15 protein-coding genes and 1 riboswitch are annotated in these 16,888 nt (G+C 44.4%); of the genes, 4 read left to right on the top strand and 11 right to left on the bottom strand.

The annotated features are described in order from the left end of the window. Positions 1 to 16 precede the first annotated feature (16 nt). A complete protein-coding gene (gene yunB, locus QP775_RS23600; protein WP_239333165.1) occupies positions 17 to 1,096 on the bottom strand; it encodes a sporulation protein YunB in 1,080 nt (359 codons plus the stop codon). A gap of 252 nt (positions 1,097 to 1,348) precedes the next feature. On the opposite strand from yunB, the gene QP775_RS23595 reads away from it, so the two are divergent. Then, positions 1,349 to 2,275 (top strand): DMT family transporter, encoded by a 927-nt coding sequence (locus tag QP775_RS23595; RefSeq protein WP_285109209.1) that lies wholly within the window; start codon positions 1,349 to 1,351, stop codon positions 2,273 to 2,275. A 169-nt stretch (positions 2,276 to 2,444) separates the two neighbouring features. On the opposite strand, the gene bshB2 is transcribed toward QP775_RS23595, so the two are convergent. The 6 genes from bshB2 to QP775_RS23565 all read right to left on the bottom strand — a co-directional run bounded on the left by bshB2 (position 2,445) and on the right by QP775_RS23565 (position 7,959). Then, positions 2,445 to 3,095, bottom strand: coding sequence for a bacillithiol biosynthesis deacetylase BshB2 (bshB2, locus tag QP775_RS23590; protein ID WP_285109160.1), 651 nt, complete (start codon positions 3,093 to 3,095; stop codon positions 2,445 to 2,447). Positions 3,096 to 3,179: 84 nt separating this feature from the next. Continuing rightward, the gene (locus QP775_RS23585) at positions 3,180 to 3,539 is read right to left on the bottom strand and encodes a YojF family protein (protein ID WP_285109159.1); all 360 of its coding nucleotides are present in this window, start codon (positions 3,537 to 3,539) and stop codon (positions 3,180 to 3,182) included. A gap of 126 nt (positions 3,540 to 3,665) precedes the next feature. Beyond that, entirely contained in the window at positions 3,666 to 5,729 is a 2,064-nt protein-coding gene (locus tag QP775_RS23580; RefSeq protein WP_239333159.1) for a methyl-accepting chemotaxis protein, read from the bottom strand. 312 nt (positions 5,730 to 6,041) lie between these two features. Then, positions 6,042 to 6,650 carry a DUF1349 domain-containing protein gene (locus QP775_RS23575; RefSeq protein ID WP_285109158.1) on the bottom strand — a complete coding sequence of 203 codons (609 nt, stop codon included), beginning with the start codon at positions 6,648 to 6,650 and terminating at the stop codon, positions 6,042 to 6,044. A gap of 95 nt (positions 6,651 to 6,745) precedes the next feature. After that, positions 6,746 to 7,339 (bottom strand): hypothetical protein, encoded by a 594-nt coding sequence (locus tag QP775_RS23570; protein WP_285109157.1) that lies wholly within the window; start codon positions 7,337 to 7,339, stop codon positions 6,746 to 6,748. Positions 7,340 to 7,491: 152 nt separating this feature from the next. Further along, positions 7,492 to 7,959, bottom strand: coding sequence for a hypothetical protein (locus tag QP775_RS23565; protein WP_285109156.1), 468 nt, complete (start codon positions 7,957 to 7,959; stop codon positions 7,492 to 7,494). 350 nt (positions 7,960 to 8,309) lie between these two features. Between QP775_RS23565 and QP775_RS23555 the strand changes: the two genes are divergently transcribed. Beyond that, complete coding sequence (locus QP775_RS23555; RefSeq protein ID WP_285109155.1) at positions 8,310 to 8,585, top strand: hypothetical protein; 276 nt, start codon at positions 8,310 to 8,312, stop codon at positions 8,583 to 8,585. Positions 8,586 to 8,765: 180 nt separating this feature from the next. Here QP775_RS23555 and QP775_RS23550 read toward each other — a convergent pair whose 3' ends face one another. Then, positions 8,766 to 9,569: a TrmH family RNA methyltransferase gene (locus tag QP775_RS23550; RefSeq protein WP_239333149.1), complete on the bottom strand. Its 804-nt coding sequence runs from the start codon at positions 9,567 to 9,569 to the stop codon at positions 8,766 to 8,768. Positions 9,570 to 9,577: 8 nt separating this feature from the next. Then, positions 9,578 to 10,246 (bottom strand): potassium channel family protein, encoded by a 669-nt coding sequence (locus tag QP775_RS23545; RefSeq protein WP_239333147.1) that lies wholly within the window; start codon positions 10,244 to 10,246, stop codon positions 9,578 to 9,580. Positions 10,247 to 10,399: 153 nt separating this feature from the next. Here QP775_RS23545 and sspI point away from each other — a divergent pair, with 153 nt between their 5' ends. Then, the gene (sspI, locus tag QP775_RS23540) at positions 10,400 to 10,618 is read left to right on the top strand and encodes a small acid-soluble spore protein SspI (protein ID WP_239333145.1); all 219 of its coding nucleotides are present in this window, start codon (positions 10,400 to 10,402) and stop codon (positions 10,616 to 10,618) included. A 70-nt stretch (positions 10,619 to 10,688) separates the two neighbouring features. Here sspI and QP775_RS23535 read toward each other — a convergent pair whose 3' ends face one another. Then, entirely contained in the window at positions 10,689 to 11,747 is a 1,059-nt protein-coding gene (locus QP775_RS23535) for a methyltransferase domain-containing protein (protein ID WP_285109154.1), read from the bottom strand. Positions 11,748 to 11,927: 180 nt separating this feature from the next. After that, positions 11,928 to 12,096: riboswitch (M-box (ykoK) riboswitch) on the top strand. A 354-nt stretch (positions 12,097 to 12,450) separates the two neighbouring features. On the opposite strand from QP775_RS23535, the gene mgtA reads away from it, so the two are divergent. Continuing rightward, complete coding sequence (gene mgtA / locus QP775_RS23530; protein ID WP_285109153.1) at positions 12,451 to 15,099, top strand: magnesium-translocating P-type ATPase; 2,649 nt, start codon at positions 12,451 to 12,453, stop codon at positions 15,097 to 15,099. A gap of 184 nt (positions 15,100 to 15,283) precedes the next feature. Here the strand turns inward: mgtA and QP775_RS23525 are convergent, their stop codons facing one another. Next, positions 15,284 to 16,870 carry a peptide chain release factor 3 gene (locus tag QP775_RS23525; RefSeq protein WP_239333139.1) on the bottom strand — a complete coding sequence of 529 codons (1,587 nt, stop codon included), beginning with the start codon at positions 16,868 to 16,870 and terminating at the stop codon, positions 15,284 to 15,286. Positions 16,871 to 16,888 lie beyond the last annotated feature (18 nt).

Raw genomic sequence — 16,888 nt, 5'->3', positions numbered from 1 at the left:
CTTTTACTATTATAGGTTAATGATTAACATCACCCTCACCGCTCCCTGACGAGATCGTCCCATCTGTGACTCGATCCTGTTTGTTCACGGGCTGTGAGTTGTTCGGCTGCACGCTGACACCTTGTCTCCCACTTTGTTCTTGCGTCCCGTTGGAAGCATCTGAATCCGGATTCAAAGGCGGCAGTGCGAGCGATGGAGCCTGATCTTTATTCTGACCAACAGGCTGGCCTTTGCCATCATAATAATACATAGGAACATCACCGACGACGAGTAAGTATGAGATCGGAATTTCCGTTTCTACCACCTCAGGCTCTGAGTCAAACGGTATTACGATTGCGACTTCCTCCACCACCTTAATAAATACCTCAACAAGCACCATATTAATGCCCACATTCATTGGCCTTGTATTCAGTTCCACCTTAACGGCACCCTGCGGTTCCATCTTGATCGGTATGCGGGGGCCAAAGGAGGCAATGAGCGTACTTCCAAGCGCTTGACCCAACGGAATATGATCACGGAACTCCTCTACCTCATGCAGAGCGTTCTGTACAATGCTAACTGTCTCCGAGGTAATGCGCATATGCTCGTTATAATTCAGGATAAAACTCGTCACTTTCCCTCGATTATCGGTCTTCCACTCCACAAGCTTATCCAACTGACGTCCTTGCGTTACCTGATCAGAGATTGCTTTATTAATGGCTTGGGTCGCCATCTGTTTAACTCGTATTTTTGCGAGATGCATAAGTGGAGGGCGAAGATGGCGGTCTACGTATACAAATAATTGAACAGTCAGTACGATAAAAATGAGAAACGCAATAAACCATATCCGTCTGCGACGCTTCGGCTTTGGCGGGTGAGATTTCCAACCAGCACCTCCATGACGTGCCGAGCGCTCTCCTTGCGGTGGATCTGCCTTTTCATGCGCGGCGGCACGGCTAAACGATTGCGAGTGCCAACGCACCCGCTTGGCACGCGGCTGCGTCCAAGCAGTACCATTTAACCAACTGCCACCCGCCCGTCCCCACTTGCGTGGCCGCTTCGTCCCTGGCAAACCTTGCAGCAAGCGCCGTAAGCCGGAACTTTGTCCCCATCGCATGAGCATTCCTCCCATCCCCGTCCGTTCAGTCATGCATGGCCTGTACGTTTAATATGTATGCTTGCACAGGTTGTACCATTCATTTCATGGGAGGGTCGGAAGTTGAAATTCAACTGTATCGGTACAGTTAGTATAGGAAGCGATTGCTACTTCCAACTAACCCATGTAGAGTAAAATCTATATCGTAGCTGCCCTAATACGAATTGAAATACTTAACCTCAAGGAGTGAGCGAATTGAAATCTAATACACATATGGGGAAAGCTTACACTGCAGCTGTACTTAACGCTCTAATTATCGGACTGTCATTTATGTTCGTAAAGCTGGCGCTAGAGTTTGCAAGTCCACTTGATACGCTGGCCCACCGCTTTACGATCTCTTTTGCAGCAGCCATTCTGCTCATCGTTTGCCGCGTTATAACGGTGAATATCCGTCTGCGTGATATTTTAGCCATTTTACCGCTCGGTTTGTTATACCCTGCTTTATTCTTCGGCTTCCAAAGCTTCGGATTGTTACACGCCTCCTCGTCGGAAGGGGGCATATTAATGGCTGCCGTGCCGATCTTTACGTTATTTCTGGCTTCCGTGTTTCTCAAGGAACGAACGAATGCGTGGCAAAAATTATCTGTGTCCGTCTCGGTAGCGGGTGTAATTTTTATATTTGTAATGCAGGGGGCATCCATTGATCTCACTCATCTGTCTGGATTGCTGCTGCTCTTATTGTCTACCCTATCCATGGCAGGGTACAGTGTCATGGCGAGGCCGCTTGCAAAGAAATACAAGCCGATGGATATTACTTTTATTATGCTAGCTATTGGCTTTGTCAGCTTTAATGCAGCTGCGCTCGGCAACCACGCCATCAGCGGAACATGGTCACAATTTATCGAACCACTAGCAAACCCGACCTTTTTATTGTCCATTGCTTACCTTGGCATCTTGTCTTCCCTTGTCACAGCACTGACAACCAATTATGCTCTTTCCAAGATGGAAGCTTCCAAGATGAGTGTATTTGGAAACCTGGGTACGCTCGTGACGATCATTGCCGGAGTCATTTTCTTGGGGGAACCGTTATTTTACTATCATATCATCGGCGCTATTATGATCTTGGCAGGTGTATTAGGTACTAACTTGCTTGGCAGCAAGACACAACTCCCTACTTCCAAAAAGACAGCATCCATGTAAGGGCAGTAATCCTGTACGAAATGTGATTATGCAGTCATTGAGATACGAATGATGATTAATATGAACGCTTCCCTTAATAAATCGGCGATCGCTCTCCCGTTATGTACTGGAAAGCGATCGCGCTTCATAAACAACTTCCATTAGTCCATTTAACAATCAGTGAGCTTGTTCAGCACAGCTTGTAAGTCCAAAGCCGCTCCCTCGTAAATCTAGCCAGCTTTTCGGGCTTATCAAAGGAATCGCCTACCAAGTGATGAAATTGCGACCTATGGGATCTGATCGCCGCCTGCTTCTGCGACATATATTGGCTGACATCATTTGTGATATCCGGCTGGCCAATGATCTCCTTACAGCCTTTGGACAACGCTATACATTGTACAATAGGCCGAGTGTCCGCTGCTATACGCGCCACGGTACGAACAACAGCCGCACCTGTAGCATCATGATCGGGATGTACGCTGTACCCCGGATAGAACGTAATAATCAGCTCCGGCCCCAGTTCCTCAATAGTCGCCAGCAGTCGTTCATCCAGACGCTCCTGATCTTCGAATTCAACCGTTTTGTCATGTAGTCCCCACATACGCAGATCTTGTATGCCAATGTTCCGGCAAGCTTCTACCAGTTCCTGCTTTCGAATCGATGGAAGTGACACTCTGTTGGCAAAATGCGGTGTGCCCATATTACGTCCCATCTCCCCTAAAGTAAGACATATATAGGTTACACGGGCCCCTTGCGCGATATAGGCAGCCAAAGTTCCTGCTACGATCCCCTCATCATCTGGATGCGGGAGCACGACTAAAATGTGTTGGTATGACTCCATGTTAACACTCCTTTACTTCATTTTTGATAGTGTTCGAACTCAGTGGCAGTTCGTTTACTGTGTCATATGCAGTGTTTTTTACTGTCATTCAGTTGCTGTTCCGAATGGCTTTGTGCTTAATTGCAATCCGACCACGAGCTTACCTTCTTGATCGTGCCCGGCCATAATCAATTGCTCGTTATCGCTATCATCCCAGTGAGTCAAACCTTCCGAATACACCCAGCCTTGCTCTGTCTTCAATCCCACTCGATAAGGTCCATTTCCCGTAATCAGGCCATGAGAATAACGAATAATCGCATTACTTATAAAAGTAGACGCCGTAAGCTTAGTGCTATCTTGATGAGAGGCATAAGCCCCCGTTGTCATTTCCAGATGGAGATAAATATCTTGTCCCTTATATGCATCAAGACGACGTTGTACAACTTCAGTATGGATTGATTTCATGTTGCCTACCTCCGACAAACAAATTCAGCCCCCTTGCTCATAAGCAAAAGGGGCTGTTCATAGCTATACATGTTCTTTATTTATCTTAAAGGAATTAGTTATAAATGAAAAGTACCCCAAGTATACTTACTCGACTTTAAATCGAGCAGCGGTGCTAGCCAGTTCTTGTGTCAGGTTGTCGATTGTTTCAATCATTCCTGCCAATTGCTGCACCATAGCCGATTGATCTTGCACAGTCGCCGTTACTTCCTCTACCGATGCAGACACTTCTTCTCCCGATGCGGACAAGCTTTGCGCAGAATCAAGCACCTCGTCTTTATCTTTCTCCATACTGGCTACTTCCAACGCCATAGACTTAATTTGATCCGTAATATCTACTACGTATTCCAATATGTCTTTAAACGATTGCTGTGTTTTGCCTACGTATTCGTCCTGAACTACGGCAATCTGCTGGATATCGCTTACGCTTTGATTGTTCTCTTCTACCTGAACTAGCGTCTGTTCAATAATCGCGTTAATCTCATTTGATTGCTTTGAGCTCTGCTCAGCCAACTTACGAATCTCACCTGCAACAACACTGAAGCCGCGGCCATGCTCACCAGCTCGCGCCGCTTCAATAGAAGCGTTTAATGCCAACAGATTGGTTTGGCTTGCAATATTTGAGATCGCTCCCGTAATTGCTCGGATGTGATTGGAGCTTTCCGCCAACATTTGAGTAGTCATCGAAATTTTCTTCACTTCTTGCTCATTGCGATTGTTAATTTGGAGCAATTGATTAATGATCTCGTTGTTCACATTAAATATTTCAATAATCGCTTCCGCACGTTCTTTAACTGACTGGGAGCGATTATTAATATAAACAATTTTATCGCCTAATCCGACAAACTTGGCCACAATGTGCTCCGTATCATTCGATTGGGATTCCATCGCCTTAGCAATTTCCATCGTGGTTACCGATGTTTCCTGCATGGAGCGTGCGGCCGTTTTCGATGATTGATCCAATTCGTTTGTACTGTTATTTAACACTTCGATCGATTTGTTCATGTTATAGATCAGCTTCTTATTTTGATAAGCCATCACGTTGAAGCTGTTTGCCAGTTCCTTAAACTCACTGTTATACTTTCCGTCTGCACTTACGGTCAAGTCTCCTGACGCCATTTGCTTAAATAAATTCATCAATCTGACGATAGGTGATGTTATCGCTCTCGACAATACAATGCCGGCTACGACAGCAATAACGATCGCAATTAACGTAATGACCATAATGTTGCCCATAAGCACGTCCAACGGTTTCTTGATATCTTGATAACTATCCTCCACTACCACGGTCCAATCGGCAATCGGGATTTTGGAATAACGAATATATTTGTCCGGATGATCAATATCACCGCGTAATATTTTGCCCTCCGTATGCTCCAGCATAAGCTCGTTTAAGTAATCCGCCTCTGACGGCTTGCCTACTTTAGAAGGGTCTTTTGAATGGTAAACAAGAGTTCCCGTACGGCTGGCGATGTAGATTAAACCTTCGTCATTTATTTGGATATCCTGCAGCATCTCAACTACAGCAGCCGTATCTATCGTACTGATATACACCCCAAGGACGTCGCCAGCGTCATTTTTCACTGGTTCAGCTGTCACCACAATTAATGAATCAGTGCTTTTGGATACTAGCACATCGCTTACAAAGAACTCTCCCTTAATCGCCTGTCTGAAATAATCTCTGTCTGCACGATCGTCTCTGACCGATTCTACATTGCTGCTTGCCACAATAACACCGTTCGTATCAATAAGCGTCAGTGATTGTTTCTCTTCTGCGCCTAACAAACTTTTGGCTAAAATATCATTTGCTTTTGTGTAAAGTTCATTTTGTGGAGAGAAAAATTGCTTATCTGTCATGCTGTTATTGTTTCGAAGCTCTAATAACTCTTTAAAGGTATCGTGTACAGCCACCAAATAGGTTGTCTGCTGCTCCATTTGAACCATAGATAGTAGGTTTTCCCCTATCCGGTCAGCATTGGCCTGCATTTCATCCTTGCTTTTGTCCATGAGCAAGCCTGATCCAAACGAATACATAAATATACTTGCACTGACTAACGTACATACGACTAATGCACTAATAAGTACAGGCAATTTTATTCGCAGAGACAATTGCGAATAAAACTTAAATGGGTTTTTTACTTTTATTTGCATCGTGGTGTAACCCCCCAGTAATCTAGTCGAATGCTGTTCAAACATTCTTCAGTTCATATATCGGAACAATTTAGGACTTTCGTTATAAGTAATAACGAACTACTTCTTTCCAAATGCAAAAAAGACCGTAATCCGCATAGAATTACTGCGAACATATCCTGTCAATCGTTGTGTATATGATCTGAATGATGTCTAGTTATCTGATACATCACTTCGATCATCACCTTTAAACAAACTAAAGCCGTCCATCCCCATCAAACATACTATGGGGGATGGACGGCTTCGGATCTGGAGCAAATCCTATATTTATTACTAGTTTTCGCACTCTACTGTAAATGAATGAAACCTAGTCTCGCAGCCGTTATTCGGTGTCGGACTACAGCAATAAAGTCCAATCTGTACAGACTTGCCAGGCTCCTCAGCATGGAGATGAGCGATACGCAGCTGCTCCCATTTGCCATCACTTTGACTAGTAGCAGCATATATCGTGTAATCGTCATTTCTCCGTTCGATTCGAAATGCTAACCGTTCAGTGTTAAGATCATTGGGGTAATTACGGGTAGACCAATCCGAGTACCCATTATTGGTCACAACTGCGCCCAAATGAGAGGGCCCTTCTGGTATATATTCAAGGGAGGTCTTTAACCAGCAGTTTTCGGACAGCATCACAAAAAGTCCCGCTTGATCGTATGTTGACTCTGGATTGATGCTTAACGATACCTCTGCTGTAAAGTCTGTATCATATTCATCGTAAAATACATGTCCATTCATAACCTCAAAACCGTAGTGGGTCTTGAGCCAAAAATCACTCTCTCCTGCTGACCGCACCAGCAAATCTTGACCTTCCACTTTCCACATAGGCGGCTCATTCCATATTTTCAACTGATCAACAGCTTCGGGAACATAAGATACTTTTCTCATACCGATAACAACCTCCCAGCTAAATCTTGATGTCTTTAGGTCTATAACCTCTATTCATAACTTTATCATTTCTAAGATACTCAATGCAGCACCTATTAGGATGACCAATACAGGTCGATGGGGCTATAGTTGCCGACACGTGTGACGATAACTACCTGCGCTTCCTCCTGATGGACTACTGTAACTCCTTCTCCTTCTATCCTGACCGGCATCGGGCTATATAGCTTAAACTGCTGTATGCCAGTTGTTCGGAATACAATCGTCCAATGGCTATTTTCCTTATGTAGTTCATAAGAGGCATTCGCTTCGAGCAATATTGGAGGCGCCTCCTGCACGCAGGTTCGTAGAATGCTACCCTCTTGTAAGCCTGCCTTTATTGTATCTAGCTGCATTCCATATATATCCGAGTCAAGTGCAAAAGTTTGCCCTGTAAAAGGTTTGTCAGGTTCTAGAATGTTACCTAGCGTATTTGTTAAAAAAGTCCCCGCATCCCCATCATATAACTGTGGTTCCATTGCTTCAGGGAAACCAATATGAACGCTTTTCTCGGACCAAGTATCGCTTAATGCAGACAAATTGCCACTCTGCTGATAGGTTGGCCATAAAAATAGAAAACCTGCCATCATTAACATGCCGCATAGAATGCAGATCGCCGTCGTGACTCCATACCTCGATTCCAATTTCCCCAATTCTCCCCTCTTTATCTAATTAAATAGATGCATGAGAGAAGCATTTAGTTTTAAAAACATGATAATTATTGCATAAATTTTAAACTTTATAAATGTCAGTTCCAATTAAAGGAGGACATTAGTGGCCAGAAAATGATGACCAAAATGCGCGCTCAATCCAATGTAATAATCTTCCACACTTTCTTTCTGACCTTCTCTAAGGTATAAGTCCGATTTCTAGTATTCTCTTCCCACTGCCCATTGTTTTTTTCTTTAACTGTAAATGTCACTACTACCTGTGCTCTATTGGGTTTGTGATAAGGAATAAACATTAATTTTTCAAACCTTTGATAAGGTGGATCCATGACATAATAATAAATCTCGCCATCTTTTGGCATGACAAACGTATCATCAAACTTTTGTTTATCTTTGTCCAGAACAGCCGTTAAGTTCTCTTCAAGGATTTCGGCTATTTCACGTTCCGCCGGATCGTTAAAACTTGAACTTTGAAAAAGAACACCTGTTTGAAAAGTTGGAGCATTACTGGCTTGGTCAGGTTTATTGGATAATGATGGACTCGTACACGAAGAGAGAAGTATTCCAAGACAAATCATGAAATAGGCAGTCCTTTGAAATGCCATCTTAAATCCTCCTAATATTCAATACGAACGGATAATACGGCATAAGGGTGAGCTATTGCTGCGGATAAGTTTGTAATCGGAGGGGAGGAGCGAGAGAATGGAAATTGATCGAGATAGATTCGAAACTTTCCAGTCCCTGTCTGGTTTAGGATGCTCGTTTGAAACGTCAGATGGAACGCTTTAATCGTGTCGACGCTAAATATTCGCAACATTGTCTGGCTTGGTTTCGTTATTTAGACAGCTAGGAATACGAGAACACAATGTCTAATAAGAAATATATGTTTGTTTTTTTGTTCTTTCGTCCTTACATTTGGTAATATATGAAATTCACTACTTTTGGAGGTTATATAATGAGTAAGAATCATCAATTTATATCGATATTATTTTTAGGTATATGTCTTCTTTTAAGCTCATGGTTGATATCACAATCTTTAAAAACAAAACACGTTGATTATGTCGAGACACCGAGTAAGCAATCTTCAGCACAAAACGTACAGAACAGGTTTGAATTCATCAAGATAGCAAATGATTACTTTATCATTTTCGATAAGCAAACTAGTGATTATTGGGAAAAGGTTGGTTCCTCCGAATGGCAAAAACAGAAATCCATTTCACAAGCGAGATAATAATCAGTAAATCAACAGCAAGTTTTAACAGGACCATTTCTATATTTATCTATAGATTGAAGGATTTGAATATACAGAAAACCCTTACACTATAAGGGTTTTCTGTAATAAATTTATCTCCTACAATAACATATAATCTGCCTCAAAAAAGACAGCATAAAACACCGCGGAACGGTTAATTTACTTGTAAAAATACCGCTGACGCATCGCCTCATACAGCAGCACCGAGGTTGCCATCGCCACATTAAGCGATTCAGCCTGCCCGCGCATCGGGATAATGACGGCGTCATCGACCAGTGCCTGTACCTGCGCAGACACCCCTTTACCTTCATTACCTACGACCAGCCAGGTCGGGCCGGTAAAGCTGTGCTCATAGCAATTCGCTTCGGCCTGCAAGCTTGTGCTAACTACACGCACATGGTGCCGCTTCGCCTCTGGAATAAGTTCCTCAAGATCTCCCTCAACTACAGGAAGATGGAACAAAGAACCCATTGTGGAGCGAACCGTCTTACTGTTATACAGATCAACCGTCCCTCTACCGACAACAACACCAGTTGCACCTACTGCGTCTGCTGTACGTATTATCGTGCCCAGATTTCCCGGGTCCTGCACACCATCAACAGCTACAACCAGTGCCTGCTTGTCTTCGAATAAGTAACGCCAGTCCGTTGCAGGTTTCTTCATGACCGCAAATAAGGGCTGCGGGGTCTCCGTATCCGTACATTTGCGAATAATCGCATCTGTCACACCGATCCATTCGACCTCCCCCTCATTCGCAGCAGCCAATCGTAACTCGTTAGGAATTCCCTTATCCATATCATAAACAACACATTCCACTGTACTTTGGGAACGCAATGCTTCCTGAACGAGATGTACGCCTTCAGCAATAAAGCGTCCCTCGCGGCTGCGATGCTTCCGCTCTTGCAGCTGCGTCCATTGCTTAACACGCGGATTATGCAAAGATGTAATTGAATTTATACTCATGTTGTTTCTCATGCTCCCGAATATGCCAACTCCAACTTTTTCAGATTGTCGTTCTGACCGACAATGACCAATACATCCTCTTCACGTAATCGGTAATCCGCCAATGGTGAGATGTTAATATGTCCATTATTTTTAATCGCCATTACGTTGCAGCCAAACCGCGCGCGAATATCCAACTCAATCAAGTTCTGTCCTAGCATACTGCCGGTTGCACGAACCTCGACAATACTGTGATCATCAGACAACTCGATGTAATCCAATATGTTAGGCGATATCAAATTGTGAGCGACACGTGTCCCCATATCGCGTTCTGGGAATACGACTTTATCCGCACCGATTTTGCTCAATACTTTTCCGTGCAGCTCATTTTGCGCCTTAGCAACAATCATGGGTACACCTAGATCTTTAAGAATAAGCGTAGTTAGAATGCTCGCTTGAATATCTTGACCAATTGCTACAACCACGACATCAAAGTTCCGAACGCCAAGCGCTTTTAATGCCTCTTCTTCGGTAGAATCCGCAGATACAGCATGTGTTACCATGTTGACAATTTCCTGAATTCGCTGCTCACTTGAGTCAATCGCCAGCACTTCAAAGCCAAGATTACTTAAGCTGCGAGCAATACTGGAGCCGAATCGCCCCATACCTATAATTGCATACTGCTTCTTATTTGCCATGGGTTCACCTTCCCGTTTCCCGTCACGTTTTGTGAAATATTATATCATAGCTCAACCTGCTTGTCCTAACCAACTCCATAATCCACATGCATGGTTCTTTCTCACCATGGTTACGCTAATGGATGAAAGCGATGACAGAAGGAGGGCATACGAATGAGCGTACTAATTAACTTGCGTCAGGCCATCATTCAGAAAATCTCGAACAAAACCGATGCAGATGTAGAGGATATGATCGTTGGTTCGGTTGACGGCGATGAGCGCGCATTGCCTGGTCTTGGTGTCCTGTTTGAACTGATATGGAAAGAAAGCAGTCCTGAGCAGCAGCAGCAATACATTACGATTATCCAGCAACACTTATCCAAAAACAGTTAGCTTCCATGATAGAATTTCTAACAAAAGACGCGGTTATGCTTAGCATAACCGCGTCCCTCGTGTAATTGTCCTAACATTTTTTCCGCGCATATACCAAGTGAACCAACAAGCCAAGCTGTTCTGCATGGACTTCATATCCGTGCTTCTCCCACCATGCCAGCAGTCGGGAACGATCTGCATAATACTCATCCAAAATCCCTGTAATTTCCTCAAACTTTCCTTCTTTCTTCAGACGAATCATATATTCATTACGGTGCTGTTCTGTTTCAAACATCAGATCACCAATTGCAATCCGGCCACCTGGCACGAGGACTCGATCCATCTCATCCAGCGCTATACACTTTTGTTCTTCTGTCAAATGATGCAGTGCATACGTCGACATAATAAAATCGAACTTCTCATCTGCCAAAGGCAAAGACATCATATTACCCAAATACAGCCTGAACTCTGGCCACTTGGCCCGGCATTGCTTTAACATCTCCTCCGATTGATCAACACCGGTCATAAGCGCCCCTTGCTCCCAACAGCGAGCAGATAGATTGCCTGTTCCAATTCCCAGATCGAGTCCGCGTTCTCCTGGTTTTACTTGTATTATTCCACTTGTCCGCTGCAGTACCCTCTCATAGTCGGCATGAACATCGGAATTCCCGTGAATGCGATTTACGGCTGCGTCATACCCTTTTGCCTGCTTATCAAAGTTCCATCTGTCCTGCCAATTTAATCGCAGCTCTCTTACCCGCTTCGCTTGCTCTGTCACTTGTTCCAATTCCATAATCGCCTGTTCTCCTTCCATATCGTCTGAGGCGTGTATCATATGATCCATCAGTTTCATCAATGTTCTCATTTGCACATATTCTTCTGCCAGCGCATTGCGTTTACGTAACAAGAAAGGACGCAGCTTAGACAATTCTCCCGCCATGGCATCGTTCAAGCAGTGTTGAATATCATCTATGGGCAGATCTAATTCCCGCAGCCTGCCAATCATCCTCAGTCGTTCCATATCGTCATTGGTAAGCACACGATACCCGTTGTTCTCTTTTTTAAAGGGAGCGAGCAGCCCTCGTTCTTCATAGTAACGAATTGATCGTGGGGTCATGCCCAATAATCGGGAAGCTTCCTGTATTTTCATGGTGACGTCACCTCTTTAAGTCCAAATAGTTCTCACGTGATACTCTCATTCTAAACGTTAACGCAGCGTTAAAGTAAAGGACTAAAAAGAAAGAAACAAAATAACATCCAGTAATTACAATTTTAATCGGTTTGAAAACAGTTGACAAAGACAAATGTCCAGACTACTATTAGGGGTGTCAAATGACCTCGTTAGGTGAGGCTCCTATACAAACACAGGCCACTGCCCAGAAATATCGAAAGATGCCCATGGGTAGAACAGGAATTGCCGGATTAAGGCTTTTCATAAGGTGGCTAAGACAAATGTCTTTACGTTGTATAGTGCCAAAACTCGACCAGGGGGCTCTAGATGGTATTTTATTTGCGCGTGCGCATTCACCATGGCCCCCTATCTCTAGGGGGCCTATTTTTATGAGTCGGAGGAGGGAAAAGTCTGATGGACGGCAGCAGTAGTTGGCGACCTTTTATGTTTTTCAACCTATTTACAAATTTTTTATGCAAAAAGCATTGCGGAGAGGATCAACTCTTGCAGCTGCGGAGAGGATATTGTCAACTTTTCCCACCTCTTATACATAAGCAGGTGTATTTAAAGCTGTCACCTGTTCCACCAGCTTTCAAGAATTGAACGAACAGCTCTCCTATCCGGGGGCTGTTTTTTTATGGAGCTCCTTCGCATTGCTTCCACTCGAAGGAGGAGTATCACTATGTTTACAAACAGATTCAAAAACAAACACACGAATCAAGACGACACGATCAAGCAAATCTCATCCCGCCTAATTGAAATCTCTTCCTGGCATTACGATGACGTGCTTGAGGAATACGACACGACTTTACTAGGGCTTTCAAATGCAGAAGCCACACTTCGACAAGCACAACACGGGAGCAATCGTATTATTCAAGACAAGGCACCAGCCTGGTACATGCAGCTGCTTGCCTGCTTTAAGAATCCGTTTATTTTGATTTTGCTCGGACTGGACTTATTCTCGATCATCACCAAAGATACGGAAGCTGCCATCATCATTAGCGTGATGGTAACGATTAGTGTCCTTATTTCCTTTACACAAGAATACCGCTCTCAGCGCACGGCAGAGAAATTAAAGGAAATGGTCAAGTCTACCGCCTCTGTCATCAGGCAATCCGCTCCTTACGAGATCGATATGGAGGCGCTGGTTCCGGGGGATATCATTCATCTGTCTGCTGGGGACTTGGTTCCTGCAGATATTAGATTACTAACGTCTAAGGACCTGTTCGCCAGTGAATCATCACTTACTGGCGAGGCGCTGCCTGTGGAGAAACAAGATACACTGCCGCGTCATGCCCAATTCTCGACGCACAAGCGTCAGCTGCGCCACAGCGCCATTGAGTTGCCCAACATGTGTTATATGGGCACCAACATCATAAGTGGTTCTGCCACAGGTATCGTTGTGTCTACAGGCTGCCGCACTTATTTCGGCGCGATGGCGAAGACCTTAGTCGGCTCTCGTCCTATGACAAGCTTTGATAAAGGCGTCAACAGTGTAAGCTTCTTGCTGATCCGCTTTATGCTCATTATGGTTCCGATCATCTTCTTCCTAAACGGCTTCACAAAGGGAGATTGGCTCGATGCTTTTTTCTTTGGCCTATCCGTAGCTGTTGGCTTAACACCTGAAATGCTTCCCGTCATTGTAACTTCTAATCTCGCAAAAGGTGCAAATACGATGGCCCGCAATAAAGTTGTTGTTAAGCGTCTAAACGCCATTCAGAATTTTGGCGCGATGAACATCTTATGTACAGATAAGACGGGCACGCTGACTCAGGATAAAATTGTACTAAAACGGCATCTGGACATTCATGGCCATGAAGACGAAAACGTGCTGCGGTATGCTTATTTAAACAGCTTTCATCAGACTGGTCTGAAAAATTTATTAGACGTTGCAGTGCTTGAGCATGCCGAACTCCAAGATATACTTGGCGCGGAGCTCTTATACCAGAAAGTGGACGAGATCCCATTTGATTTTAACCGTCGCCGCATGTCTGTCATCTTAGAAAAGGACAATCAGCATCTGCTCATTTGCAAGGGGGCAATGGAAGAACTGCTCCGTATATGTTCCCATGTCTCTGATCAGGGGCAGCTCGTTCCGATGACAGATGAAATAAGTGTAGACATAGAGCAGATCGTGCAGTCGTTAAACAGCGATGGCCTGCGTGTTGTGGCGGTTGCGACTAAAGAGCTTCGCACACAGAGCGATCAATATACAGTTCACGATGAATCCGACCTCACACTCATAGGTTACATCTGCTTCCTTGATCCTGCCAAAGAAAGTGCAGCACCAGCCATCCAAGCGCTGCATGATAATGGTGTAACAGTGAAAGTGCTAACAGGTGACAATGAAGCCGTAGCCCGCAAAGTGTGCCGAGATGTAGGCCTACATGTGGAGCGTATCGTGCTTGGCAGTGAGATCGACGACATGCCAGATCATCATCTGGCTGATCTAGCAGAACAAACTTCCGTATTTGCGAAGCTAAATCCACTGCAAAAGGCGCGGATTGTAAGCGCCTTACAGAGCAAGGGACACACCGTTGGATTTATGGGGGACGGGATTAACGATGCTGCATCGCTGCGGGAAGCAGATGTCGGGATATCTGTCGATACAGCGGTAGATATCGCCAAAGAATCAGCAGACATTATTTTGTTGGAGAAGAGTCTCATGGTTTTGGAAGAAGGTGTTATTGAGGGGAGAAAAACATTCGGCAATATAATAAAGTACATTAAAATGACAGCCAGTTCTAATTTTGGCAACGTATTTAGTGTGCTTGGTGCAAGCGTCTTTCTGCCATTTATGCCTATGCTGCCCATACATTTGCTCATACAAAACCTATTCTACGATATTTCCCAACTTTCAATCCCATGGGACAACATGGATAAAGAGTTCTTGTCCAAGCCCCGCAAATGGGATGCCAAATCAATCGGTCGTTTTATGCTTTGCATCGGCCCAATCAGCTCGATCTTTGATTACTCGACGTTCTTTGTAATGTATTACGTATTTGCTGCCAATACGATTGGGGAACAGTCACTGTTTCAATCGGGATGGTTTATAGAGGGTCTGCTCTCACAAACGTTAATCGTTCATATGATACGAACTCAAAAAATACCGTTTTTCCAAAGCCGTGCCAGTTGGCCTGTCCTGCTGCTGACCGTACTCATCATGGTTGCGGGTATCTGCATTCCCTTTACGCTGCTAGGTGAGGAGATTGGTTTGCAACCGCTGCCGTTATCTTATTTCCCATGGCTGATCGGTATTTTAATGGGGTATTGTCTTTTAACCCAATTAGTTAAAACTTGGTACATTCGCAAGTTTAACGAGTGGTTGTGATCTCATATCTATTTATTCTGTTTAGAAGAATAATGTTATCATCATAGCTCATATGTTTGTTCATATAATAACAAAGACCTTCAGTCTCGCTTACGCAGCGGAACTGAAGGTTCTGTTCATCTGTTTAAAAGTTCTCCATGAGTTACCCCAATAGGATGCGTCTTCTCACTCCTACTTACTAAGACTAAGGGGCCATCTCCAAGAACTTGGCTTCCGGCATTTTTTCCATAGCTGTACGCATCGCGTATTCGTTCTCAAATAGAGCAACAAAATTGCCGTTCTTATCCTTCACCAACTGTGAATTAATACGGAACTTCGTTGGATCGATATTATCAGCGACAACCCAACGTGCGAATTGGAAAGACAAACGCTGAAGCTGTACATCAACTCCGTATTCCGCTTTCATTCGGTATTCAAATACTTCGAATTGGAGCTGACCGACAACACCAAGAATCGTCTCATCAAATACTCCAGCATTATGGAACACTTGAATCGTACCTTCTTCAGTTAATTGGTCTACGCCTTTCTGGTACTGCTTATGCTTAAGCGCATTTTTTACCGTTACACGCGCAAAGATTTCTGGAGAGAAAGTTGGAAGCTCATCAAACTTGACTGACATGCCTTGGCTCAAGCTGTCTCCGATTCGGAATATGCCTGGATCAAACAAACCAATGATATCTCCAGGGAATGCCTCATCCACGATATCTCGGTCCTGGGCAAGGAATTGCTGCGGTTGAGCCAGCTTAATGTCTTTGCCTACACGAACATGCTTTACGCTCATGCCGCGTTCGAACTTGCCTGAGCAAATACGCAGGAAAGCAATCCGATCCCTGTGAGCAGGGTTCATATTGGCTTGAATCTTAAAGACATAACCAGAGAACTTCTCATTGGTCGGCTCAATCTCGCCTTCTGTCGTATGACGGGAAGATGGCTTAGGTGCCAGCTGCAAAAAGTTCTCCAGGAACGTCTGCAAGCCGAAATTATTGATCGCACTACCGAAAAATACTGGTGTCAGCTCACCATTCATTACTTTTTCATAGTCAAATTCATCCCCGGCAACATCCAGCAGTTCCAATTCCTCGCACAACTGATCGTGCAAGTAGTCCCCCGCCATCTCGCGTATTACCGGATCTCTATAATCTTCAACCTTCTGGACTTTGATCGTAGAGTGATCATCGCCTTGGAACAGCTCAACCTGTTTCTTCATCCGATCATACACGCCGCATAAACCGCGGCCCATACCGATTGGCCAGTTCATCGGAACAGAACGGATACCAAGCACATTTTCCAGCTCTTCCATCAGTTCAAAAGGACTGCGGCCTTCACGATCCAATTTGTTAATAAACGTAAAGATCGGAATGCCCCGCTTCGCGCATACTTGGAACAGCTTGATTGTCTGTGCCTCGACGCCTTTGGCAACGTCGATCAACATCACAGCACTATCCGCTGCTGTTAATGTGCGATACGTATCTTCACTGAAGTCTTGGTGACCTGGTGTATCCAAAATGTTAATTCGATGCCCATTATAATCGAATTGCATGACGGATGAGGTTACCGAGATTCCGCGCTGCTTCTCAATCTCCATCCAGTCACTCGTCGCATGCTTGCTCGCCTTCCGTGCCTTTACCGTCCCTGCGAGACGGATAGCTCCCCCAAATAGAAGCAGCTTCTCTGTAAGCGTAGTCTTACCTGCATCCGGGTGAGAAATAATTGCAAACGTACGACGCTTATCGACCTCTTTAATCAATTGGTCTGTTAACGATTTACTCATCACATTAGCCCTCTCATC

Origin of the sequence: Paenibacillus sp. UMB4589-SE434, assembly GCF_030226685.1 — a bacterium.
In the GTDB taxonomy this organism is placed as follows: domain Bacteria; phylum Bacillota; class Bacilli; order Paenibacillales; family Paenibacillaceae; genus Paenibacillus_B.
The sequence above is the reverse complement of the archived record's forward strand: the minus strand, read 5'-3'. Positions and strand labels throughout refer to the sequence as shown.